We start from the raw sequence: 22,195 nt of genomic DNA on the forward strand, positions 1-22,195 counted from the left end.
TTGCGCGCAAGGCGGCGACCACCCGAGGTGGGTGGCGGCTCCTGTGGCGCCGCAGCGTATCTTCATTCCACGATGCGGCACAACGCGAAGTCGCTGAAAACGCGCATCGGTGAAGCCATCGAATCAAAGGGAGACGTCATGGATCTGGGTATCGCCGGGAAGGTCGCGCTCGTCACGGGCAGCGGACGCGGCATTGGAGCGGAAGTCGCGCGCATGCTGGCGGCGGAAGGCGCGCGCATCGTCGTGTCCGATATCGACGCCGCCGCCGCAGACGAAGTCGCAAGCGGTCTGCAAAAGAGCGGCGCGCAGGCGATCGCGGTGCGCTGCGACGTATGCAGCGAGGACGAAGTGCGGCACGTCGCGAACGCGGCGGACGAAGCCTTCGGCGGCGTCGACATCCTCGTGAACAACGCGGGCTTCAACAAGGACCGCTATCTGACGAAGATGACCGAGCCCGAATGGGACTCCGTCGTCGACGTGATCCTGAAAGGCGCGTTTCACAGCAGCCGCGCGGTGTTGCCCGGCATGATGGCGCGCAAGTGGGGGCGCATCGTGAACATCTCTTCGCGCTCCGTGTTCGGCAATCCGGGGCAAACCAACTACAGCGCCGCCAAACTCGGCCTGATCGGTTTCACGCGCGCGCTCGCGCTCGAACAGGCGAAGTTCGGCATCACCGTGAACGCGGTCGCGCCGGGCTTCGTCGAGACCGAACTGATGCGCGCCAATCCCACGTACGAAACGCTGCGCGACTCGGCGATCGCCAAAACGCCGGTCGGCTTTCTCGGCATGCCCGGCGACATCGCGTCGGCGGTTGCGTTCATCGCGTCGGAGCGCGCGCGCTACATCTCCGGCGTCACGCTGTACGTCACGGGCGGGCGCTTCTCGTCCTGAACGCGCATTCATTTACCCATCATTCGAAGACGCAGGTGGCACATGGATTTTGATTTCGACGCGGATCAGGTCGCGCTGCGCGACAGCATCCGCCGTTATATGCGCAATGAAGTCGTGGCGCGCATCGACGAATGCGAGAAGGCGCGGCGCATTCCGCTCGACCTGCTCGCGGGCGTGAGCCAGTTCGGCTATATCGGCGGCCTGCTGCCGGAAGAAGACGGCGGCATGGGCCTCGATTTCGTCACTTGGGCGATGATGCTCGAAGAATGCGGCTATTTCTGGGGCTCGCTGCGCACCATCGTCAATATCACGAACGTGTTCTGCCGGCTCGTTTCGCATCAGGGCAACGACGAGCAGAAGGCGCGTTTTCTCGCGCCCGTGCTCGCGTCGCAAAAGGGCGCGTGCGTCGCGTTCAGCGAGCCGAATCACGGCTCGAATCCGGCGGGCATCGAAACGCGCGCCGAAGATCGCGGCGATCACTACGTGCTCAACGGCACGAAGCTGTGGATCACGAACGGCGTCGCGGCCGATTACGCCATCGTGCTCGCGCGCACGCACAGCAAGACGTGCGACGGCGGCCACTCGCTCTTTCTGGTCGACAAGTCGCAGACGCCCGTCGAGGCGCGGCTCGTCGACAAGATGGTGCTGAAGGCGTCGGGCACGTCCGAGCTTTTTCTCAACGATCTGCGCATTCCGAAGGAAAACCTGCTCGGCGCGGAAGGCGGCGCCCTCAAGGTGATGGCGATCGGACTGAACTACGGCCGCATGAATATTGCGATGGGCGCGGTCGGCGCGGCGCAGGCGGCGCTCGATCTGTCCGTCGAATACGCGAAGACGCGCAAGCAGTTCGGCAAGCCGATCGGCCAGTTCCAGCTCGTGCAGAAGCATATCGTCGACATGATGGTGCGCACCGAAGCTGCGCGCGCGCTCGGCTACAAGGCGGCCGTCGCGTTGCAGAAGGGTTTGCCCGCGCGCATCGAATGCTCGATCGCGAAGCTCTATGCTGCCGAAGCGGCGCATGAAGTGGCGAAGATCGCGATCGGCGTGCACGGCGGCATCGGCTATTCGACGGAGTATCCGCTGGAGCGCATATTCCGCGACACGAGCGGCGGCACCATTCCCGAAGGCACCGCCGAAGTGCAGACGCTGATCGTCGGGCGCGAAGTGCTCGGCATGTCGGCGATCGTGTGAGGCGCGCATGAACCAGGAAAACATGCTCGCGCCGCGCGACCTCGACACCGCGCGCTACTACTGGGAAGACCTGGAGCCGGGCTTCTCGTTCGAAACGGCGAGCCGCACCGTGACCGAAGCGGACGTCGTGAGCTTCGCCGCGCTTTCCGCCGATTACAACCGCGTGCACGTCGATGCCGAATACGCCGCGAGCACGCCGTGGGGCGCGCGCATCGCGCACGGCATGCTCGTCGCGTCGATCGTGTCGGGATTGAACACGCGCACGGTGGTCAATCAACTGCTCGAGCCGTCGCTGATCGGCATGCTGGAGACGCGCATCCGCTTTCCGAAGCCGACGCTCATCGGCGACACGATCAAGGCGCGCATCGAAATCAGCGACAGGCGCGAGACGTCGAACCCGGCGCGCGGCATCGTCGATTTCAGGCGTGTGGCGGTCAATCAGCGCGGCGAGACCGTCTGCGAATGCGACGTACGCATGATGGTCCTGCGCCGCGCGCAGAACGATTCATAAGGAGACAGCATGGTCAGCACCGAAATCGGCTACACGACGATCGACAGGATCACCGTGCGCGGCAAGGATCTGTCGAAGGACATTCTGGGCAAACTCGACTTCGTCGAAACGATGATGTTGACGATCCTGAACCGCGTGCCCGACGAGCGCGAAAAGCGCATGGTCAATCTCATTCTCGTGACGGCGTGCGATCACGGCCTGACGCCTTCCGCGATGAGCGCGCGTCTCACGTATCTCGGCGCGCCCGAGGCGATGCAGGCGGCGGTCGCGGCTGGGCTCCTCGGCGCGGGCAGCGTCTTTCTCGGCACGACGCAGAACGCGGCGGAGATGCTTATCAAGGCCGGTCGCGAATTGCGCGACGACGCGAGCGAGGACGACATCACCGCGTGCGCGCGCGAGACCGTGCGGCGCGCGAAGGAAGCGAAGCAGCCGATCTACGGCGTCGGGCATCCGATCCACATCCACGGCGATCCGCGCGTCGCGACGCTCGCGCAGGCATCGCGCGACAACGGCTATTTCGGCAAGCACTGGCGGCTCGTGTTCGCGATCGAGCGCGTGCTGCGCGACGAGCACGGCAAGAACCTGCCGCTCAACGCCGTGGGCGCGATCGGTGCGATCGTCGCGGACATGTCGCTCGATCCGCTGCTCGCGCGCGGCTTCATGCTCGTCGGGCGCGCGGCGGGGCTCATCGCGCATCTGTACGAGGAGCGTCAGAACCCGGTCGCGCAGCAAATCTGGGATCTTGTGTTGACGCAGGACGAGCGCAACGAAATTCCGGCGCGCTCACGCACGCGCTGAGCCGCCAGCCGACGCTAACTCAGGCGCTCCGCGAAGGGGCGCCTCCAGAAGGAAGTGCCATGAACCTCAGCTATTCAAGCGCGGATCTCGCGTTCCGCGACCAGGTACGCCGCTTTCTCGCAGAGAACCTGCCCGTGGATCTGCGAGAGAAAGTGCTCAATCATCGTCACCTCGATGCCGACGACTTCGTGCGCTGGCAGCGCATTCTGTATCAGCATGGCTGGGGCGCGCCCGGCTGGCCGGCCGAGTTCGGCGGCACGGGCTGGAGTGCGTTGCAGCGGCTGCTGTTCGATATCGAATGCGGCATCGCGGGTGCGCCGCGTCAGCTTCCATTCGGCCTCAACATGATCGGCCCGGTGCTGATGAAGTTCGCGAGCAAGGCGCAGCAGGCGCGCTTCCTGCCGCGCATTCCGACCGCCGAGGACTGGTGGTGTCAAGGCTATTCCGAACCGGGCGCGGGTTCGGATCTCGCCTCGCTGAAAACACGGGCGGTGCGCGACGGAGACCATTACATCGTCAACGGGCAAAAGACCTGGACGACCTACGCGCAGCACGCCGACTGGATGTTCTGTCTCGTGCGAACCGATCCCGAAGCGAAGCCGCAAAGCGGCATCTCGCTGCTGCTGATCGACATGAAAAGCCCCGGCATCACCGTGCGTCCGATCCGCACGCTCGAAGGCCTCACCGATGTCAACGAAGTCTTCATCGACGAAGTAAAGGTGCCCGTCGAAAACCTCGTCGGCGAGGAGAACTGCGGCTGGACCTACGCGAAATACCTGCTCGGCCATGAGCGCACGGGTATCGCGGGCATCGGCAATTGCAGACGCGAGCTGAATTACGTGAAGGCGCTGGCGCAGCGCGAGCGCCGCCACGGCAAGCCGCTCGCGGACGACGTGCGCGTGCGCGAGAAGATCGCGTGCATCGAGGCCGAAGTGCTGGCGCTCGAAATGCTGCTGATGCGCGTCGCGTCGCAGGCGAGTCAGCGCGGCGCGGGCGTGGAATCGTCGATCCTCAAGATTCGCGGGTCCGAACTGCAGCAGTCGTTGTCGGCGCTGCAACTCGATATCGCCGGGCCGAATGCGGTGCCGTTCTCGCCCGACTGGCTCGCCGACGGCTTCGACGGATGGACGCCCGATCCCGGTCATGGCGCGAGCATCGGCAGCTTCTATCTGGAGATGCGCAAGCCGACCATCTACGGCGGCACGAACGAGGTGCAGAAGGAAATCATTGCGAAAGCGGTCATCGAGGGATGAGATCGGACATGGACTTTTCATACAGCGAAGAACAGCGCCAGCTCGCGGACAGCCTGAGGCGCTTCACGGAAGAGCGCTATCCGCTGGAGGCGCGCCGCAAGGCGAACGGTTTCAGCCGCGACGCGTGGCGAACCTACGCGGAATTCGGCGTGCTGGGGCTCGTGATCGGCTCCGAGCACGGCGGTTTCGATGGCCAAGCCACGGACACATTCGCCATTCAGTTCGAAGCGGGCCGCGCGTGCTTGCCAGAGCCGCTCATTCCGTGCGCGGTCATGGCGGCCGGGCTGATTCAGCGATACGCCACCGAAGCGCAACGCGAAGCGTGGCTGCCGCCGATCGCCGAAGGCCGCGAGATCGTGACGCTCGCGTATCAGGAGCCGTGTGCCCGCTACGACTTCGCGCGTCCGTCGACGGTAGCCGAAGCGCGTGACGACGGCTTCCTGCTCGACGGCGAGAAAGTTCACGTATGGCATGGCGCCGTCGCGCAATCGCTGATCGTATCGGCGTGGAACGCGTCGGCGCAGGCAATGTCGCTGTTCGTCGTGCCGTCGTCGGCTGCCGGCGTGACGATTCGCGCCTATCCGACGCTCGACGGCACGCACGATGCGCAAGTCACGCTGAAGGCGGTGCGCGTGCCGAAAAGCGCGCTCATCGGCGATACCGCGCGCGGCGAAGCGATGCTCGAAAGCGCACTCGAACTCGGCATCGCGGCGCAATGCGCGGCAAGCGCGGGCGCGCTGGAACGCCTCGTCGAGATGACGGCCGAATATCTGAGCACGCGCAAGCAGTTCGGCCAGCCGCTCGCGCGCTTTCAGGCGTTGCGCCATCGCGTCGCGGACATGGCCGTGCAAAAGGAACTGGCGTTGTCGATGGCGCATCTGGCGGCATCGGCCATCGATCATCCGAGCGTCATCGAGCGGCGTCGCATGATTTCGTCGGCGAAGCTGATCGTGAGCCGCGCGGCGCGTTTCGTCGGCGAGCAGGCCGTGCAGTTGCACGGCGGCATGGGCGTTACGGCGGAACTGGCTGTCGGCGATTACTTCAAGTCGCTGATGGTGGCGTCGCTACGTCTGGGCGATGCGGAATTTCACGCCGACGTGCTGGCGAATCTGCCGATCGAGCCGGAGGCACGCGCGCGCGCCGCGTGAGACGCGCGCGTCCGGGATCACGCGCCGTCGCTCAGCGCGAGGTCCCGCGAGCGCGCGACGGCTTCGTCGCGGCTCGACACGCCGAGCTTGCTGTAGATGTTCTTCAGATGCCATTTGACCGTCTCGGGCGATATGCCCATCGTCCGGGCGATCTTCTTGTTCGGCAACGCCTGCGCGAGCAGGCTCAACACCTTCGTTTCCCGCACGCTCAGGATTTCCGGCGCCTTCGCCTCGCCGGCGCGCACGCCTGATCCTGGCGCGTCCGGCCGCTTCGCCGTCGCGCGCGCTTGCGCGCTGCGCAGACGATCGGCGTAGAACTGCAACACCGCGCCCTGCGGTTCGGTCCGGACGGCGGCGCCGATCAGATCCAGCGCGGCGGGATGCGCATCGAGCAGCGTGCGCACGAGGCCCAGGCGATGTCCGTGGCGCACGGCGTCCAGCATGACCTGGCGCGCCGAATCCGCGTCGCCGCGAACGTGCGCCGTGACAGCCCTGCGCACTTCCAGAGACACGGTGCGTCGCTGCCAGCCGCGCGCCCGGCACAGTTCGATGAGCGGCGCGAGCGCATGCGCCGCCGCGTCGTGATCCTCGTGCGCCATGCGCCAGTCGATGTGCGCCTGCTGCGCGACGAAGCGGAAATCGGCCGCGTGCGCGAGCGAGCCGGCGCGCGCGGTCAGTTCGTCGAGCCGCGCGAGGCCCGCGTGCGCGGCGTCGAACTGGCCGCCCTGCAAGTCGCGCCGGACGCGCTGCGCGACGCAATGCGCGAGCGCGCGCCGCAGATCGTGCTTCGCGGCGTAATCCTCGAGCCGATCGAGACACGCGATCGCATCGAGCCGATGACCCGCGAGCCAGCGCGATGACGACAGCACCGTGAGCACGCTCGTCACCGCATCCGGAAACGACACGCGCTCGATGACGTCGAGACGTTCTTCGAGCAGCTTGCACGCCTGATCGGCATCGCCGGATTCGTAGAGCACTTCGCCGAGCAGCGCGGCGGCGAGCGCGGACGCCTCCGCCGCGGCGCTGCCACGCGGTTCGGCCTCGTGGAGCACGTCGCGGCACACGCGCTCGGTGCGCAGCAGATCGCCTTCCAGCAGATGACCGAAACCCACGAGCGCGCGCCCGCTCAGCACGCCCGCCGACGTGCTCATGAGCGGCGTGCCGTCCGCGAGCACGGGCGCGCGGTCGGTCTGCGCGCGGCGCGCTTCGTCGAATTCGCCGCGCAGCGTATGCGCCCAGGTCAGCAGATTGTTGTGCGCGCCGATGGTGATGCCTTGCGCGTCGTCCGGCAGCGTGCGCAACTGCGGCAGCAGTGTGCAGGCGGCGTCGAGATCGTCGCGCTGGACCGCGAGCGCGGCTTCCAGCAGCGTTACGCGATAGCGCGAGTGCGTGTCGTCGTGCGCGAGATCGGCGCGCAGCCGTTCGATCTCGCTCGCGCAAGCGTCGAACTCGCGATTGTAGAGATGCAGATGGATCATCCAGAGCCGCAGCCCGACGCGCGCCTGAATCTCGGCTTGCGGCAAGAGACGCATCAGCGCGACGATCCGGCGCAGTTCGCCGCGCGGCTGCAGGGCGCGCGCGATCTGCGCGACGAGATCGGCGGCGGCGGCGGGTTCGCCGGCGAGCACGGCGTGACGCACGGCTTCATCGGCGTAATCGTGCTCGCGGAACCACTGCCATGCCGTGTGATGCACTTGCCGCTGCTGCGCCTCGCTGCGTGCGCGAAAACGCTCCAGCAAGGTCTCGCGAAAGAGCGGATTCAGGCGATACCACACATTGCGTGCATCCTGACCGGCGGGCGCGAGAAAGAGATTGTCGCTTTCCAGACGGGCGAGCAGCTTGAGCACGCTGTCGGGATGATCCGCGCGGCCGATCAGCGCGACGCACAAGGGCGCGCAGAGCCGCTCGCACACGGCCATCCGCATGAGCAGCTCGCATTCGCTCGCGGCGAGCCGCGACAGCACTTCGCGTCCGAAATACTCCGCGAACGTGTGGATGTCGAGCAGCGGAGCGTCCGCGAACGCTTCATCGAGCGCGAGCTGCTTCGGCGCGACGTTCCCGCGCTTCGCGCCGACCACCATCAGCTGCAGCCCGGCGATCCAGCCATCGGTCATTTCGTGCATGCGGCGCGCGTCGCGCGGGGCGATGTCGCGAAGCTGCGATTTGAGAAACGCGAACGATTCCGCCATCGAAAAGCGCAGATCGCGCATGTCGAGTTCGAGCAGCAGACCTTCGTCGCGAATGCGGCCGACGGACAGCGGAATCGCGCCGCGCGACGCGATCGCGACATGCAGATTCGGCGGCGCGTAATCGAGCAGCCATTGCAGCGATTGATGACAGCGCCGATCCGTCAGCCGATGCAGATCGTCGAGCACGAGCACGAGATCGCCCTGACGGCCCGCGATGCCGCGCACCAGCGCGATGATCGTGCGTTCGACCGCTTCGTCGTCGAGGCCGCGGCCGCCGAGCAGGGCGGCGTCGCCGGCGATCGACGGATCGACTTGCGCGAGGCTCGCGGCCAGTGCGTCGAGGAACCGGGCGAGGTCGTCGGTTTCATCGGACAGCGTGAGCCACGCGACCTGAAACGCTAGCGGATAAAGCGCCTCGCGCCACGCGATGAGCGCGGTCGTCTTGCCGTAGCCCGCCGGGCCTTGCATCACGATGCAGCGCTTGCGCCGGGCTTCGACGAGCTGCGCGACGAGCCGCTCGCGGCCCATGATGCGCGTCGATATGCGCGGCGATGCGCAGGCCGGATCGGACGCGGATGCCCGCGCGGTGTCGTCGTCGGAATGATTCGGATAGCGAAGGAGGATCGTTTCAGTCATCAAGCACCTGCGTCTTTCAAGGTGGGACAAAACTCCGATGCCGGCGATTCTAGCGTTCACGACGCGCCGTGCCCGCTAGGGAACACGCGTAGTCCGGCGCGGGAACTATCGGAGTACGGCAATGGTTCGCTCGACGAACGAACTGGGGTATTCCCGCGCCTACTCGATTCGGGTAGTGGTGACGCGAAGACGCCCTGCAACACTGAATCGGACGGGATCGGAGGGGCGTCGGCGTGCGTCGCGTGCATCGGACAAACGCGCCGGGGAGACCAAAAACCCATAACGAGGAGACAGCTATGTGTATCGTCAGGAAGAGCGTTGCCGGTGCGGCCCTTGCGGTCGTGGCGAGCGGCGCGGCGGCCCAGTCCAGCGTCACGCTTTACGGCGTCGCGGACGCATTCTTTCAGTGGTACGACAACGGCGGCCAGCATTCCTGGTCGATGCGAAGCGGCGGCAACAGCGGTTCGATGGTCGGCCTGAAGGGCAGCGAAGATCTCGGCAGCGGCCTGAAGGCCGTGTTCACGCTGGAGAGCGGCTTCAACATCAACAACGGCACCGCTTTCGCCGATTCCTCGGTGATGTTCTATCGTCAGGCGTGGGTCGGTCTGTCGCACGAAAAGTACGGCTCGCTGACGTTCGGCCGGCAGTATCAGCCGACGTTCTGGTCGCTCTATCCGACCGATCCGTTTCGCGCGAACGAAGTGCTCTCGCCGCTCGCGGCATCGGCGAATTCCATCGACCGAAACACGATCGCCACGCAGACGGGCGGCGGCCGTTCGAGCAATGCGATCGTCTACAAGTCGCCGAATCTCAGCGGATTCCAGCTTTGGGGCATGTATGCGCTCGCGGCGTCCGTGACGCAGCCGTATCCGCAGAGCACGGGCAACATGCTCGATGTGGCCGCCACGTACTCCGGTTACGGGCTGTACGCAGGCGTGTCGTATCAGTTCCAGCATCCCGGATCGAAGACCTTGCCGGGATTGCCGGCTGCGGTGAACACGGTGTCCGTCGAGCATTACACGGCGGCGCTCGCGTATCGCATCGGCATCGTGAATCTGCAGGCCAACTACACGTATCACAAGCCGGAGAATCCGGCCGCGGGTTCCGTCGCGGCGCGGCTGAACGCGGCGCATCCGTTCAGCGTCGCGGAAATCGGCGCGACGATTCAGGCGACGCCCGCCGACGCCATCGAAATCGCCGGCTTTCAGCGCCTCGCGCGCGGCGTGCATGACAACACCTGGGGCGTGCAGGTCGGCGCGGATCATAGCCTCTCGAAGCGCACGACCCTTTATGCGCGCGCGGGCTTCATGAAGAACAACGGCCTCGCGACGACCGCCTGGCCCGGCTACACGACGACCGCGGGCGAGAATCAGACGCTCGTCGGCGTCGGCATGTCGCATCGCTTCTGATTGACAGCGGGCGCGCTTCGTCCGAACCTGCGGGCGCGGCGGAGTGCGCCGTTCGGCATTCATCGCATCGAGCATCGTTACAACAAACATGGCGGCAAATCACACTATGAAATTACTTCGAACTGCAAAGCTGATGATCGGCGTCGCCGCCGTCAGCGCATCGTTTTATGGCAACGCGCAGAGCGGCGCGTCGGCGCCCGTGAGCGCGTCCGTGCCGGCGATGGCATCGGCGGCGAATGGCGGCAAGACTTCGTCGAAAGCGGCGGATCGCGCGCTGCGCCGGAAGATCCTCACCGCGCTCGCCGACGCAAAGGGAATGCGCGCGGCCGGCATCACTGTGCGCGCCACCGACGGCGACGTGCTGCTCGAAGGCTGGGTTCCCGAAGTCGCGCAGATCGAGCAGGCGACGCGCGTGGCGCAGGGCGTGCCGGGCGTGAAAACGGTGCGCAACACGCTGACGCTCTCGACGTTCTGATAGCGCTTGAACGTTCCTTCGTCGCCCCGCGCCGGTTTGCGCCGACGCGGGGCGTTTGCATTACGCGCAGCCGGCGATCGACTTCGTTTCGAGGAACTCGGACAAACCGTGCTCGCCGAACTCGCGACCGTTGCCGGATGTCTTGTAGCCGCCGAAAGGCGCGTTCAGGTCGAGCGTCGCGCCGTTGAGCATCACCGCCCCCGCGCGCAGATGATCCGCGACGCGACGCGCGCGCGCCGCGTCGGATGACGACACGTAGGCGGCGAGACCGAAGTCGGTATCGTTGGCGATGTCGATGGCTTCGTCTTCACTCGAATACGGAATCATCACGACGACCGGACCGAAAATTTCCTCGCGCGCAATGCTCATGTCGTTGCGCACGTTGGCGAACACGGTCGGGCGCGCGTAGAAGCCGCGCGTGAGCGTATCGGGCCGGCCGGGGCCGCCGGCTGCGAGCGTCGCGCCTTCGTCGATGCCGCGCTGGATCATCTGCTGTACGCGCTCGTACTGACGCCGATTCGAGATCGGGCCGAGTTTGGTATCGGGATGCGCCGGATCGCCGACCGTCAGCGCGTTCGCGGTCGCGGCAGCGATTGCAACGGCGTGGTCGTGCAGACGCTTCGGCACCAGCATGCGCGTCGGCGCGATGCACGTCTGGCCGGAGTTGAGCATGCAGAAGATCACGCCGTTCGATACGGCGCTCTTCAGATCGGCGTCGTCGAGGATCAGGTTCGGCGACTTGCCGCCCAGCTCCTGCGTGACGCGCTTCACGGTCGGCGCCGCTTTCATCGCGACATCGACACCCGCGCGCGTCGATCCGGTGATCGACACCATATCGACACCGCGATGGCTCGCGAGCGCCCCGCCGATGTCGGCGCCATCGCCGTAAATCATGTTGAACACGCCGGCTGGCACGCCCGCGTCGTGGAGAATCTGCGCGAAAAGCTCGGCGTCGAGCGGCGTGATTTCCGATGGCTTCAACACGATGGTGCAGCCCGCCGCAAGCGCGGGCGCGACTTTCGCCGCGATCTGATTGAGCGGCCAGTTCCACGGCGTGATGAGCGCCGCCACGCCGATCGCCTCGCGCACGATCTGCGTGCGTCCGCGCGTGGCGACGAACGGGAAGTCCTGCAGCGCGGTCAGCGTGCCGTGAAACTGGCCGAGTCCGGCGGGCGCCTGCTTCTCGCGCGCGAGCCATGCGGGCGCGCCCATTTCCGTGGTGATCGCGTCGGCGAGCGCGCCCATGCGTTCCTTGTACAGCGTCATGACGCGGCTCAGCAACGCCGCGCGCGTCGCGACGCTCGTGCGCGACCACGCGGGAAACGCGGCGCGCGCCGCTGCGACCGCGGCGTCGACGTCGGCGCTCGTGCCCATCGCCACGCGGCCGATGACGTCTTCCGTCGCGGGATTGACGATGTCGGCGAAATGCGCGCCGGCGGCCGGCTCGACCCAACGTCCGCCGATATAGAACTTGTTCAACTCTTTCACGGTTTCTCCATTGCGTGATGACGCGCTCAGACCGGGCGCTCACCGATGATCGTCGCGCGCATCATGCGGCGCACGGCGGGATAGTAGTCCTGAACGGCATAGTGCTGCGTGGCGCGGTTGTCCCAGAACGCGATCGTGTGCGGCTCCCATTTCAGGCGCACTTGATATTCCGGCGCGGCCGCTTGCCGGAACAGATACTGAAGGAGGTCCATTTCGGCCAGCTTGAGATCGAAGCCGAAGCGATAGCCCGCGATCTCCGCGTAGTTGGAGAAATGCGTCGTGAATGCCTCGTTGACGAAGAGCAGCTTCTGGCCGGATTCGGGATGCGTGCGGACCACCGGATGCGTGACGGCCGGGTTTTGCGCGCGCACGGTGATGCGCTGTTCGGGCGGCAGCATCGAGCCGAAGAGCGGCATCAGATCGTGCACGGCGATGAGGCCCTCGAGACGCGCTTTGACTTCGGCGGGCAGGTTCTCGTAGGCGAGCGCCATGTTCACCCAGATGGTGTCGCCGCCGGTTGGCGGACATTCGGCGCAACGCAGGATCGAGCCCATCGACGGCACTTCGCGCCACGAAACATCGCTGTGATAGATGTTTTCGCGGCCGCGCTTCTTGTCGGACTTGTCGAAGACGACGAGCTCCGGATGATCGGGATGATGCGCGATGACGGGATGCACTTCCAGATTGCCGAACCGCTGCCCGAGCGCGACGTGCTGCGCGGGCGTAATGTCCTGATCGCGGAAGAACAGCACCTTGTAGCGGATCAGCGCGCGGCGCAGCGCGAGATACGTCGGCTCGTCGAGCGGCTGGCGCAGGTCGATGTCGCTCACGTAAGCGCCGATCGCGGGCGTGGCCTGCGTGACGGTGAACGGCCAGATTTCGCCTGGAGCCGAATCGGAAGTGCGTGCTTCGATGGTCGAACCGGCTTGCTGCATGTCGATCTCCCGTTGATGCGGCGTCGCCAAAAAAGGCGCCCGAGCCGCGATGCTCGCGAGCATGGTCGCACAACCTGTCATAACAGGTGTACCGGTTAAAACCCGTAGCCTGTCATGACAGCTACAATCGCCGTCAGTGTTTCGATCCACCGGACAAGATAAAAGGGCGCCATGACACAAACTCGTTTCAGGCAGATCGAAGAAGCGTTGCGGCAGCAGATCATCGCCAACGATCTCGCGCCGGGCGTCAAGCTGCCGTCGGAAGCGGAACTCGTCGAACAATATGGCGCGAGCCGCATCACGATCCGGCAGGCGCTCGCCGGGCTGCATGCGAGCGGGTTGATCGAGAAGATCAACGGGAAGGGAAGTTTCGTCACGCGTCCGTCGGAGCGCTCGGATCTCGGACAACTGACCGGTTTCTACGAAGCGGCGCGCAAGCGCGGCCAGACGGCCAACGGCGAACTGCTGTCGGTGCGGACGATCACGCCGCCGCCGTTCGCGATGGAAGCGCTCGGCTTAAGCGAAGGCGACACGCTCGTCTGCGCGACGACCTTGCGTCTGTGGGACGCCGCGCCCGTCGCCATGTTCATGGTGATGGCCGACCCGGCGCTCATGGACGCACTCGTCGCCGAAGACCTCGAAACGAACGACGTCACGAGCATTCTCGAAGAACGCCTCGGTTATCGGCTGAAGCATCTGGAAACCGAGAGCGCCGCGATCGCCGCCACGAAAGAGCACGCGCGGCGGCTGAAGGTGGATCCGGGCGCGCCGCTTCTGCGCGTCCGGTGCACGCCTTTCGACATTCAGGGCAAGGCGCTGTGCTGCGCCGAACTGCTGTTTCGCGGCGACCGCTTCGCGTACAAGGCGAAGGTGTCGCGCTAGCCGCGCTCAGGCGGCGCTCGTCGCGACCGGCTCGGTCGAAGCGCGCGGCGCGCGATCCGGATGCATCCAGCGCAGCGCGATGAGCGTGGCGACGATCAGCATGGCGGCGGTCGTCGCGAAGCCCAGTTCGTAGGCGTGGGCACTCGTGCTGCCGTGCGCCTGCACGATGCGGCCGATGACCATCGGCGCGATCGCCGCGCCCGTGCTCGCGAGCGCGGTGTGGATGCCGATGAGCGCGCCGCGCTGCGCATCCGGCACGACTTCCGACAGCACGGCGGGCGCGAGCGCGAAACACACGGCCGGCAGCGCGCCGGCCACCGCGAACACGGCGACCTTCTGCGCGGAGCTGAGGCCCGGCAGCATCAGCGCGAAGAAAAGGCACGCGGATATCGCGAACGCGGCGCACAGCAAACGCACGCGTGCGCTGCGAGACGACGCCCCGCGAGCGAGCATGCGCTGCGACAGCCAACTGAGCCCGAGGCTGAACGGCGCCGCGGTGGCGATCACGAGCGCGAAGCAGCGTCCGGACGCGATGCCGGAGAAGCCGAGCGCTTTTTCGAGGTAACTCATCAGCCAGGTCGTGTTGGCGCCGAGCATCCAGTAAGCGGCGAAACCGAGCATGAACACGCTGAGGACGGTCGGATTGCTCAGGAGCTTGCGATACGGCACTTTCTGAGGCGCGGCGTCGGCACTGGCGTTGCCGCGCGGACGCCGCGCAAGATTGCCCTCGCGTCCGACGAACAGCCACACGACGCTCCACAACGCGCCGACGATGCCGAGCAGGATGAAGTTCATGCGCCAGCCCCAGTGATGCGTGATCACCGGAATGAGCAGGCCCGCGAGCAGCAGGCCGACCATCGCGCCCTGATTGAGCAAGGCGACCGGCATGTTGCGCTTTTCGTCGGGAAACCATTTGTAGAGCGCGTGTACGGAAACGGGATAGAACGGGCCTTCCGCCGCGCCGAGCACCATGCGGCTCAGGAGAAATGCGGCCATGCTGCTGAAGAGCGCCTGCGGAATCTGCAGCACGGCCCACATGACGCCCATCGCGAGCAGTAGCCAGCGGGTCTGGATGCGGTTCGACAGAAAGCCGACCAGCACCGTCGATACGGCGAACAGCCAGAAGAAGCTTCCCGCGACGACACCGAATTGCGCCGGCGACAGGTTCAGATCGCGCATCAGCGGCACGGCCACCATGCCGGGCACGATCTTGTCGAGGAAATTGATGAGGGCAAGCGCCGTCAGCATCAGCGTCGTCAACCACGCCGCGCGTGGCCTGTAACCGTCGAGTGAGTTCATGGGTCGGATCGGCTCAAAAATGCGGCGCCCGTTCGGGCCGCGGGGTGCGTTGTAGGTTTCGCCGCGCGCGCTCGCGCGGAGTGCAAGCTGCACGTCGCCACGTTAAGTGCGCGTGACGAACCGCACCCCCACCCGAAACAGGGAGGACAGGGAAAACGCCGTCCCGCACAGTGTGTCACGCGGCGGGCGCAGACTGTTCGCCGCCTCGTTGCCTGGATTGCCGGCGCGCCGTGCATCACGCGGATGGCATCGTCCTTGCAAACGGTTCTTCCTTCGGACTATCGAACCATCGTTCAGCCCTGAAAGGAGAGTGCTCATGAGTCTGGATCTGACCTTCCGCGCAGGCGAAGCAACCGTGCTGGCGGCGCCGGGACAAGCGACCGACGCGATGCCCGAAATTCTCATCGGCCGCGTCGACGGGCCGGTCGGCCACGCGTTCGCCAACATGATGGCGCAATCGAAAGGACACACGGCGATGTTCGCGATACGCGCGTGCAATCAGATGGTGCGCCCGGCGACGATGATCGTGCCGAAAGTGACGCTGAAGGACATGGCGAACATCGATCTGTTCGGCGGCGTGGTGCAGTCGGCAACCGCCGATGCGGTCGTCGATTGCCTGATAGAAGGCATCCTGCCGAAGGATCAGGCGAACGATCTGTGCATCATCAGTCTGGTGTGGATCGATCCGCGTTGCGCGACGGACGCGAACATCGACAAGAAGGACATGTACCGCACGAATTACGAAGCGACCAAGCTCGCCATTCAGCGCGCCATGAGCAACGAGCCGAGCGTGGAGGAACTCATCGCGAATCGCCACACGATCAAGCACGACATGGACGACTGGAGCTGAATTCCGCGGCTCAGCGGTTTCCCGCCGGACGCGGCTCGCGCTTTCGTGGCGCCGCTCGCCGACGCGGGCTGTGCGGCGACGGTGCGCAATCTTCGCCGATGGCGGTGCCGGCGGATTTGCGCTGCGCGGCGGGCGGCGCGAGATCGGCCGCTTTCAAGGTGAAGTTGACGCGCACGCTGTCGTACGGAAACACGATGGCGCCGTGCTCATCGTGTTCCAGCAAGCCGGCTTCGAGAAGCGCTTGCACGTCGCGATGCACGCCTTTCACGTCGCGTTCGAGCCGGCGCGACAGCTCGCGGATCGACATCGGGCCGGCGCCGGTCATCGCACGGATGATTTGCCAGCGGGGCGTGGTGAAGGTGCGGAAGAGGAGTTCGGGCGTGGCGTAGGAGAAGAACCTTCCTGGGAACTTGCCGCTCTTGACCGTGGCAAGAACGCGCTCGCTGAACTCTTCCAGCGACGCGATGCCGATCGTGACGGTCTTCATCATCCTGACCTCCATCTGTTCCAGACTTGCACATTCGTGAAGAAGTCGGCGCATAACTGCTCGACCGACGTAAATTCATAAAGTGTCTCGACGTTCGCGAAGTGACGGTGATCGCCTTTGCCTCGCTCGTTGTCGTAACGCAGCACGCACTCGCCAGCGACGACATACGCAAGCCTGTATTTATATGAATGTGTGCATCCTGGAGCAGGCTCAGGGACATGCCATATCGTTAGTTCGACGAAACCACCGGAAGGCATCTCCTCTCGCGCACCCAGGACGAGCGGAGCTTTTCTGTTGGACGTTCTGACAACGCCATAGTGTGTTGTCAAATACTCCAACACCCGGCCGCCGCCCGCCATTCCCCGAACGGGCGACTTGACACACCTTCGCTGCCAAGCTCGCGAGACGCTGCTAGACTGACACGCGCGTCGAGCTGCGCGCTTTCATGACGAAAAGAAGTCAGACGCGCCGCCCGCGATTCCGCACTGCAACATGCCCGCGCGAAACAAACGCGCCATCGCCTTATAGCCGTCACCTATCGGCGGCATTGCAAAAATCGCATTCTATTGAGCGCCGCTCTCACGTATTTTTTAAGTTGCACAAGGCTGTCGGGATGAACCACGCATCGCCCGATGCACGCCGCGAAATCCCTTATCGGACCAGGTTCGTGCAGCGCCTCGCATGGATCTGACGCCATGGTAGTCAGTAGCACAAGAACTAGTACTAGTGGGTACGTCCTCGCAAGGAGATAACGCATGTCAAACGAATCGAAGTGCCCGTTTACGCATGCCGCCGGCACCGGAACGACCATCCGTGACTGGTGGCCGCGGCAACTGCGGGTAGATCTGCTGAGTCAGCATTCCGACAAGTCGAATCCGCTCGGCTCGGGTTTCGACTATGCCGAAGCATTCAAGAGCCTCGACCTCGCCGCGGTCAAGAAAGATCTCGCGGAGGTCATGACCGATTCGCAGGAATGGTGGCCTGCCGACTTCGGCCACTACGGTCCGCTGTTCATCCGGATGGCGTGGCATAGCGCGGGCACGTATCGCATCGGCGATGGCAGGGGAGGCGGCGGACGCGGCCAGCAACGTTTCGCGCCGCTCAATAGCTGGCCGGACAACGTCAGCCTCGACAAGGCGCGCCGCCTGCTCTGGCCCGTCAAGCAGAAGTACGGACAGAATCTTTCATGGGCCGATCTGATCATCCTCGCCGGCAACGTCGCGCTGGAAACGATGGGCTTCAAGACGTTCGGCTTCGCGGGCGGACGCGAAGACACATGGGAGCCGGATCAGGACGTCTACTGGGGCAATGAAAAGACCTGGCTCGGCGGCGATGTCCGCTACGGCAAGGGCGCGGCCGGCAACGATGAAGATCAGGGCGTCATCACCGCCGACGAACAGAAGCACGGCGAAGAAGTCAGCCGCACCGACGGCGGCCGCAACCTGGAGAATCCGCTGGGCGCGGTGCAGATGGGCCTGATCTATGTCAATCCGGAAGGCCCGGACGGTAATCCCGATCCGCTCGCGGCGGCGCATGACATCCGCGAGACTTTCGCCCGCATGGCGATGAACGACGAAGAAACCGTCGCGCTGATCGCCGGCGGCCATACGTTCGGCAAGACGCACGGCGCGGGGCCTTCCGATAACGTCGGTCCGGAGCCGGAATCGGCGGATCTGGAAAACATGGGCCTCGGCTGGAAGAACAGCTACGGAAGCGGGAAGGGCGCGGACACGATCACGAGCGGCCTCGAAGTCACCTGGACCACGACGCCGACGAAGTGGGGCCAGGGATTCTGGGAGAACCTTTTCGGTTACGAGTGGGAACTGACGAAGAGTCCCGCGGGCGCGAATCAGTGGATCGCGAAGGATTCGACGGAAACCATCCCGCACGCGCACGACCCGTCGAAGAAGATCAGGCCGACGATGCTGACGACGGACCTGTCGCTGCGCTTCGATCCGGAATACGCGAAGATTGCGAAGCGCTTCTGGGAGAATCCAGACCAGTTCGCCGACGCCTTCGCCCGCGCGTGGTTCAAGCTGACGCATCGCGACATGGGTCCGAAGGCTCGCTATCTCGGGCCGGAAGTGCCACAGGAAGAACTGCTGTGGCAAGACCCGATTCCGGCGGTGGATCATCCGCTCGTCGGTGATCAGGATGTCGCGGGGCTCAAGCAGAAGGTGCTGGCGTCGGGGTTGTCGATTACCGATCTGGTGTCGGCGGCGTGGGCATCGGCATCGACGTTCCGGGGCTCCGACAAGCGCGGCGGCGCGAACGGTGCGCGCATTCGTCTCGCTCCGCAGAAGGACTGGGAGGCGAACAGGCCTGAAAAGCTCGGCAAGGTCTTGTCGACGCTCGAAGGCATTCAGAAAGAATTCAACGGCGCGCAAGTGGGCGGCAAGAAGATCTCGATGGCCGATCTGATCGTGCTGGCGGGCAACGCGGCGATCGAGAAGGCGGCGGAGAAGGCGGGCCACACGGTCACGGTGCCGTTCACGCCGGGCCGCATGGACGCGTCGCAGGACAAGACAGACGTGCTCTCGGTCTCTGCTCTCGAACCGGTCGCCGATGGCTTTCGCAACTTCGTCAAGTCGAACGTGCGCGTGCCCGTCGAGACGCTTTTGATCGACAAGGCGCAATTGCTGACGCTGACCGCGCCGGAGATGACAGCGCTCATCGGCGGTTTGCGCGCGCTCAACGTGACCGCCGCAGACAACGCGCACGGCGTCTTCACCGACAAGCCCGAAACGTTGACGAACGACTTCTTCGTCAACCTGCTCGACATGAATACGGAGTGGTTGCCGATGTCGTCGCGCCGCGATGTGTTCGAAGGGCGCGATCGCAAGTCGGGGCAGCGCAAGTGGACCGCCAGCCGCGTCGATCTGATCTTCGGCTCGCATTCGGTGCTGCGCGCGCTCGCCGAAGTCTATGCGAGCAGCGATGCGAAGGAGAAGTTCGTCAGCGACTTCGTCGCGGCATGGACGAAGGTGATGAACCTCGACCGCTTCGATCTGAAGAAGTAAGCGGCCAGGCTGGTAGAAGCTGCAGGCAACGCGGCGGTCCTTCGGGGCCGCCGTTTCTTCTTGCAACGCGCTTCAATGTGCGACGCGCGCGGGCCGCTGCTTGAAGAGAAATCCGCACACGACGATGAACATCGCGAGCGCGATCGACGCGCCGTAGCGGCTCATCGCGAGACCGCCGTTCGCGACCGGCTTGTCGAGAAAATCGCCGACTACGGCGCCGAGCGGCCGCGTCAGGATGAACGCGCTCCAGAACAGCAGGGTGCGCGAAACGTTCGTGAAGCGATACGCGAGCACGATCAGCAACAGCGCGCCGCCGAAGATCATCGCGGCGCCCGTGTAGCCGAAGCCCGCGGTGTCGGCGGTCCAGTCGCCGAGCGCGGTGCCGAGGGTCTGCGAGAACATGATCGTGACCCAGTAGAAGGCTTCCGCTTTCGGCGATGCGATCGTCGATACGGAGACCGATCCCATCGCGCGATGCCACACCGCGAGCGATGCGATCAGCAACGCGAACAAGATCGCGCTTCCGCCTGCATAGCCGATGCCGAGCGAGCGGTCCGCGAAGTCGGCGAGCGTGGTGCCGACGGTCGTCGTCGCGATGATCGTGATCCAGTAGAGCGCGGGCTGGAATCGCTCCGCCTTGACTTGCGCAATCACCGCGACGACGAACACGGCCGCGAAGATGAACGTGCTCACCAGATAGCCGAGGTTCATCGACATCGAGAGTGCGTCGCCGCCGGTTTCGCCGAGCGTCGTCGCCGCTATCTTGATGATCCAGAACGCCAGGGTCAGTTCGGGGACCTTGGCGAGTGCATTTTCTGTTCGCTCCATGTCGTCTCTCATGCGAGGAAAGCCTCGAGCGTAGGGGTAAGGGCTTAGGAGCGGCTTAGTACGAGCACCATTTCGCCCCTTCGCGTATCGTCGACCTTCCGACCCGTTCATCCACAAGGAGCCACGCCATGCCCCGCACCGTCGCCGAGAAACGCGCCGCTTTTCGCGCGCTGCACGAATCCGGCTGCTTCATGTTGCCGAATCCCTGGGACGTCGGTTCCGCCCGCTATCTCGCGACGCTCGGCTTCAAGGCGCTCGCGACGACGAGCTCGGGCTTCGCATGGTCCAAAGGTCACGCGGACAATCACATGCAGCGCGACGCCGTGCTCGCTCATCTGCGCGAAATCGTCGAGGCGACGGATTTGCCCGTGAACGCCGACTTCGAAAGCGGCTTCGGCGCGACGCCCGACGAAGTGGCTCAAAGCGTGATGCTCGCGGTGGAGGCGGGCGTCGCGGGCTTGTCGATCGAGGATTCGACCGGCGACGCATCCGCGCCGCTCTTTGCGCTCGATGTCGCCGTGGCGCGCATGAAGGCGGCGCGGCGCGCGATCGACGCAAGCGGCGGCGACACCTTGCTCGTCGGCCGCGCGGAAAACTTCTTCGCGGGCAAGCCCGATATCGACGATGCCATCGCGCGTCTCAAGGCGTATTCCGATGCCGGCGCCGATTGCCTCTACGCGCCCGGCATCAAGACGCGCGAGCAGATCGAAGCTGTCGTGAAGGCGGTCGCGCCGAAGCCGGTGAATCTGCTGATCGGCGGCGTGTCCGAGTTCACGCTGAGCGACGTCGCCGCGCTCGGCGTGCGGCGCGTGAGCGTCGGCGGAGGGCTTGCGCGCGTCGCGTGGGGCGGGTTCATGCGCGCGGCGCAAGGACTTGTCGATGGCCGCTTCGACGGGTTCAAGGACGCCGCGGCGGGCAACGATCTCAACGCGATTTTCGACGCGCGCGCGTAACGTACCCGGCTACTTCTTGCGCTTCGCCATGTAGCCGAGATACGCGATGACCGCATCGAGATCGCTATCGCTGATCGCGTTCTTGTCGAAGCCGGGCATCTTCATGTCGGCCCACGCGCGAATCGACTTCGGATCGCGGATGTACCCCTTCAGCGCCCACGGCTGAAAATATTCGGTCGGATTATGCGGACGATTCAGGTCCGGGCCGACCGACGCATCGCCCGCGCCGTTCAGCTTGTGGCAGACCATGCATTGCGTCGTGAAGACGGTCATGCCGCGACGTATCGGCGAATTGGCGGGCACGCTCTTGTCGACGGCGATCTGCGGGAAGCGCGCGGCGAGCGTCGGCGCAATGCGAATCGCGTCGACCTTGAACGGCCACTGCTCGCTCGTGACGCCCGACGCGGCCGGATCGATCCACACGACATAGAACGGACCGACATCGCCGCTGCCCGGCACCTGTGGCCAAGGGTCGTCCGCCGGCTCGATCGCGAGCCACGGTTCGGCGCGCTTCTTCGCATCGCCGAACAGCAGCTTCGCGGAAAAGTGCGTGACGAAACCGTCGGTGGCCGTGACCTGAAGCTCCTTGCCCGCGGGCAGTTCCGTGATGCCGAGCAGCGCGCGCAAGGGCACGGCGCGATACGTCATGCTGCGATGAAACGTGACGTCGTTCGGCACGCGGATGATCGCGGCATCCGGGCGCGCGAGCAATTGATCGGCCGTGAGCGAGCGCTCGCCGCCGACGTTGATCGTGAGCGATGCGGCCATCGATGACGCGCAGGCGAGCATCAGGCTCGCGAGCGCCAGGGCGCGTTTGAACATCATCGTCGCGGTCCTCCTTTGCGTGCGGTGATGATACTGCCTCACGCCGTTTGCCACGATGCGTGGCATGCGGAGTGCTAAGGGAAAGAGGGCGCGATGATAGACTTGAAAGTCTCGCGGCGCTGGCCAT

General features: G+C 65.2%; 20 protein-coding genes. 12 read left to right on the forward strand and 8 right to left on the reverse strand.

The genetic code is table 11. From position 1 onward, the window contains the following. The first annotated feature begins 138 nt into the window (after positions 1 to 138). From NCS02_RS23660 to NCS02_RS23685, 6 genes are read left to right on the forward strand one after another with little or no spacing between them, the layout of a single operon-like run. A complete protein-coding gene (locus tag NCS02_RS23660; protein WP_033535894.1) occupies positions 139 to 891 on the forward strand; it encodes an SDR family NAD(P)-dependent oxidoreductase in 753 nt (250 codons plus the stop codon). A gap of 42 nt (positions 892 to 933) precedes the next feature. Continuing rightward, positions 934 to 2,082 (forward strand): acyl-CoA dehydrogenase family protein, encoded by a 1,149-nt coding sequence (locus NCS02_RS23665; RefSeq protein ID WP_250437016.1) that lies wholly within the window; start codon positions 934 to 936, stop codon positions 2,080 to 2,082. Between the two features lie 7 nt (positions 2,083 to 2,089). Continuing rightward, complete coding sequence (locus NCS02_RS23670; protein WP_250503498.1) at positions 2,090 to 2,593, forward strand: MaoC family dehydratase; 504 nt, start codon at positions 2,090 to 2,092, stop codon at positions 2,591 to 2,593. A 9-nt stretch (positions 2,594 to 2,602) separates the two neighbouring features. Next, complete coding sequence (locus tag NCS02_RS23675; RefSeq protein WP_008347332.1) at positions 2,603 to 3,391, forward strand: citryl-CoA lyase; 789 nt, start codon at positions 2,603 to 2,605, stop codon at positions 3,389 to 3,391. A 59-nt stretch (positions 3,392 to 3,450) separates the two neighbouring features. After that, positions 3,451 to 4,644 (forward strand): acyl-CoA dehydrogenase family protein, encoded by a 1,194-nt coding sequence (locus NCS02_RS23680; protein WP_250503501.1) that lies wholly within the window; start codon positions 3,451 to 3,453, stop codon positions 4,642 to 4,644. A gap of 8 nt (positions 4,645 to 4,652) precedes the next feature. Further along, positions 4,653 to 5,792, forward strand: a complete 1,140-nt coding sequence (locus NCS02_RS23685; protein WP_250503502.1) for an acyl-CoA dehydrogenase family protein — start codon at positions 4,653 to 4,655, stop codon at positions 5,790 to 5,792. A 17-nt stretch (positions 5,793 to 5,809) separates the two neighbouring features. On the opposite strand, the gene NCS02_RS23690 is transcribed toward NCS02_RS23685, so the two are convergent. Next, on the reverse strand, positions 5,810 to 8,617 hold the full coding sequence (locus NCS02_RS23690) for a winged helix-turn-helix domain-containing protein (protein WP_250520013.1): 2,808 nt from the start codon (positions 8,615 to 8,617) through the stop codon (positions 5,810 to 5,812). Between the two features lie 296 nt (positions 8,618 to 8,913). Here NCS02_RS23690 and NCS02_RS23695 point away from each other — a divergent pair, with 296 nt between their 5' ends. Both NCS02_RS23695 and NCS02_RS23700 read left to right on the forward strand, forming a co-directional pair. After that, entirely contained in the window at positions 8,914 to 10,026 is a 1,113-nt protein-coding gene (locus NCS02_RS23695; RefSeq protein ID WP_175982025.1) for a porin, read from the forward strand. 106 nt (positions 10,027 to 10,132) lie between these two features. After that, a complete protein-coding gene (locus tag NCS02_RS23700) occupies positions 10,133 to 10,501 on the forward strand; it encodes a BON domain-containing protein (RefSeq protein WP_063828775.1) in 369 nt (122 codons plus the stop codon). A gap of 60 nt (positions 10,502 to 10,561) precedes the next feature. On the opposite strand, the gene NCS02_RS23705 is transcribed toward NCS02_RS23700, so the two are convergent. Continuing rightward, positions 10,562 to 11,989: an aldehyde dehydrogenase family protein gene (locus NCS02_RS23705; protein ID WP_175982023.1), complete on the reverse strand. Its 1,428-nt coding sequence runs from the start codon at positions 11,987 to 11,989 to the stop codon at positions 10,562 to 10,564. A 26-nt stretch (positions 11,990 to 12,015) separates the two neighbouring features. After that, positions 12,016 to 12,924: a TauD/TfdA dioxygenase family protein gene (locus NCS02_RS23710; RefSeq protein ID WP_250503504.1), complete on the reverse strand. Its 909-nt coding sequence runs from the start codon at positions 12,922 to 12,924 to the stop codon at positions 12,016 to 12,018. 171 nt (positions 12,925 to 13,095) lie between these two features. Here NCS02_RS23710 and NCS02_RS23715 point away from each other — a divergent pair, with 171 nt between their 5' ends. Then, complete coding sequence (locus NCS02_RS23715; protein WP_008347350.1) at positions 13,096 to 13,806, forward strand: GntR family transcriptional regulator; 711 nt, start codon at positions 13,096 to 13,098, stop codon at positions 13,804 to 13,806. 6 nt (positions 13,807 to 13,812) lie between these two features. Here the strand turns inward: NCS02_RS23715 and NCS02_RS23720 are convergent, their stop codons facing one another. Continuing rightward, positions 13,813 to 15,105, reverse strand: coding sequence for an MFS transporter (locus NCS02_RS23720; protein ID WP_250520014.1), 1,293 nt, complete (start codon positions 15,103 to 15,105; stop codon positions 13,813 to 13,815). Positions 15,106 to 15,421: 316 nt separating this feature from the next. Between NCS02_RS23720 and fae the strand changes: the two genes are divergently transcribed. Continuing rightward, a complete protein-coding gene (fae, locus tag NCS02_RS23725) occupies positions 15,422 to 15,955 on the forward strand; it encodes a formaldehyde-activating enzyme (protein WP_008347352.1) in 534 nt (177 codons plus the stop codon). A gap of 10 nt (positions 15,956 to 15,965) precedes the next feature. Here fae and NCS02_RS23730 read toward each other — a convergent pair whose 3' ends face one another. After that, positions 15,966 to 16,445, reverse strand: a complete 480-nt coding sequence (locus NCS02_RS23730) for an HVO_A0114 family putative DNA-binding protein (protein WP_250503505.1) — start codon at positions 16,443 to 16,445, stop codon at positions 15,966 to 15,968. Then, positions 16,442 to 16,801 (reverse strand): toxin-antitoxin system TumE family protein, encoded by a 360-nt coding sequence (locus tag NCS02_RS23735; protein ID WP_350029898.1) that lies wholly within the window; start codon positions 16,799 to 16,801, stop codon positions 16,442 to 16,444. Before NCS02_RS23735 ends, NCS02_RS23730 begins: the two co-directional genes overlap by 4 nt. Positions 16,802 to 17,197: 396 nt before the next feature. Here NCS02_RS23735 and katG point away from each other — a divergent pair, with 396 nt between their 5' ends. Then, positions 17,198 to 19,462 (forward strand): catalase/peroxidase HPI, encoded by a 2,265-nt coding sequence (katG, locus tag NCS02_RS23740; protein ID WP_250503507.1) that lies wholly within the window; start codon positions 17,198 to 17,200, stop codon positions 19,460 to 19,462. Positions 19,463 to 19,534: 72 nt separating this feature from the next. Here the strand turns inward: katG and NCS02_RS23745 are convergent, their stop codons facing one another. After that, entirely contained in the window at positions 19,535 to 20,290 is a 756-nt protein-coding gene (locus NCS02_RS23745) for a COG4705 family protein (protein ID WP_250437025.1), read from the reverse strand. Between the two features lie 128 nt (positions 20,291 to 20,418). Here NCS02_RS23745 and NCS02_RS23750 point away from each other — a divergent pair, with 128 nt between their 5' ends. Next, positions 20,419 to 21,243 (forward strand): isocitrate lyase/PEP mutase family protein, encoded by an 825-nt coding sequence (locus NCS02_RS23750; protein WP_175982014.1) that lies wholly within the window; start codon positions 20,419 to 20,421, stop codon positions 21,241 to 21,243. 9 nt (positions 21,244 to 21,252) lie between these two features. Here the strand turns inward: NCS02_RS23750 and NCS02_RS23755 are convergent, their stop codons facing one another. Further along, a complete protein-coding gene (locus NCS02_RS23755; protein WP_008347363.1) occupies positions 21,253 to 22,068 on the reverse strand; it encodes a cytochrome c in 816 nt (271 codons plus the stop codon). Positions 22,069 to 22,195 lie beyond the last annotated feature (127 nt).

It is taken from the genome of Caballeronia sp. NCF2, assembly GCF_023631205.1.
GTDB lineage: Bacteria > Pseudomonadota > Gammaproteobacteria > Burkholderiales > Burkholderiaceae > Caballeronia > Caballeronia zhejiangensis.

What these genes read in the sequence shown, in the direction of transcription:
- NCS02_RS23660 (WP_033535894.1), top strand. Translation starts at nt 139, where the DNA reads ATGGATCTGGGTATCGCCGGGAAGGTCGCGCTCGTCACGGGCAGCGGA.
- NCS02_RS23665 (WP_250437016.1), top strand. Translation starts at nt 934, where the DNA reads ATGGATTTTGATTTCGACGCGGATCAGGTCGCGCTGCGCGACAGCATC.
- NCS02_RS23670 (WP_250503498.1), top strand. Translation starts at nt 2,090, where the DNA reads ATGAACCAGGAAAACATGCTCGCGCCGCGCGACCTCGACACCGCGCGC.
- NCS02_RS23675 (WP_008347332.1), top strand. Translation starts at nt 2,603, where the DNA reads ATGGTCAGCACCGAAATCGGCTACACGACGATCGACAGGATCACCGTG.
- NCS02_RS23680 (WP_250503501.1), top strand. Translation starts at nt 3,451, where the DNA reads ATGAACCTCAGCTATTCAAGCGCGGATCTCGCGTTCCGCGACCAGGTA.
- NCS02_RS23685 (WP_250503502.1), top strand. Translation starts at nt 4,653, where the DNA reads ATGGACTTTTCATACAGCGAAGAACAGCGCCAGCTCGCGGACAGCCTG.
- NCS02_RS23690 (WP_250520013.1), bottom strand. Translation starts at nt 8,617, where the DNA reads ATGACTGAAACGATCCTCCTTCGCTATCCGAATCATTCCGACGACGAC.
- NCS02_RS23695 (WP_175982025.1), top strand. Translation starts at nt 8,914, where the DNA reads ATGTGTATCGTCAGGAAGAGCGTTGCCGGTGCGGCCCTTGCGGTCGTG.
- NCS02_RS23700 (WP_063828775.1), top strand. Translation starts at nt 10,133, where the DNA reads ATGAAATTACTTCGAACTGCAAAGCTGATGATCGGCGTCGCCGCCGTC.
- NCS02_RS23710 (WP_250503504.1), bottom strand. Translation starts at nt 12,924, where the DNA reads ATGCAGCAAGCCGGTTCGACCATCGAAGCACGCACTTCCGATTCGGCT.
- NCS02_RS23715 (WP_008347350.1), top strand. Translation starts at nt 13,096, where the DNA reads ATGACACAAACTCGTTTCAGGCAGATCGAAGAAGCGTTGCGGCAGCAG.
- NCS02_RS23720 (WP_250520014.1), bottom strand. Translation starts at nt 15,105, where the DNA reads ATGAACTCACTCGACGGTTACAGGCCACGCGCGGCGTGGTTGACGACG.
- fae (WP_008347352.1), top strand. Translation starts at nt 15,422, where the DNA reads ATGAGTCTGGATCTGACCTTCCGCGCAGGCGAAGCAACCGTGCTGGCG.
- NCS02_RS23730 (WP_250503505.1), bottom strand. Translation starts at nt 16,445, where the DNA reads ATGATGAAGACCGTCACGATCGGCATCGCGTCGCTGGAAGAGTTCAGC.
- NCS02_RS23735 (WP_350029898.1), bottom strand. Translation starts at nt 16,801, where the DNA reads ATGGCGGGCGGCGGCCGGGTGTTGGAGTATTTGACAACACACTATGGC.
- katG (WP_250503507.1), top strand. Translation starts at nt 17,198, where the DNA reads ATGTCAAACGAATCGAAGTGCCCGTTTACGCATGCCGCCGGCACCGGA.
- NCS02_RS23745 (WP_250437025.1), bottom strand. Translation starts at nt 20,290, where the DNA reads ATGGAGCGAACAGAAAATGCACTCGCCAAGGTCCCCGAACTGACCCTG.
- NCS02_RS23750 (WP_175982014.1), top strand. Translation starts at nt 20,419, where the DNA reads ATGCCCCGCACCGTCGCCGAGAAACGCGCCGCTTTTCGCGCGCTGCAC.
- NCS02_RS23755 (WP_008347363.1), bottom strand. Translation starts at nt 22,068, where the DNA reads ATGATGTTCAAACGCGCCCTGGCGCTCGCGAGCCTGATGCTCGCCTGC.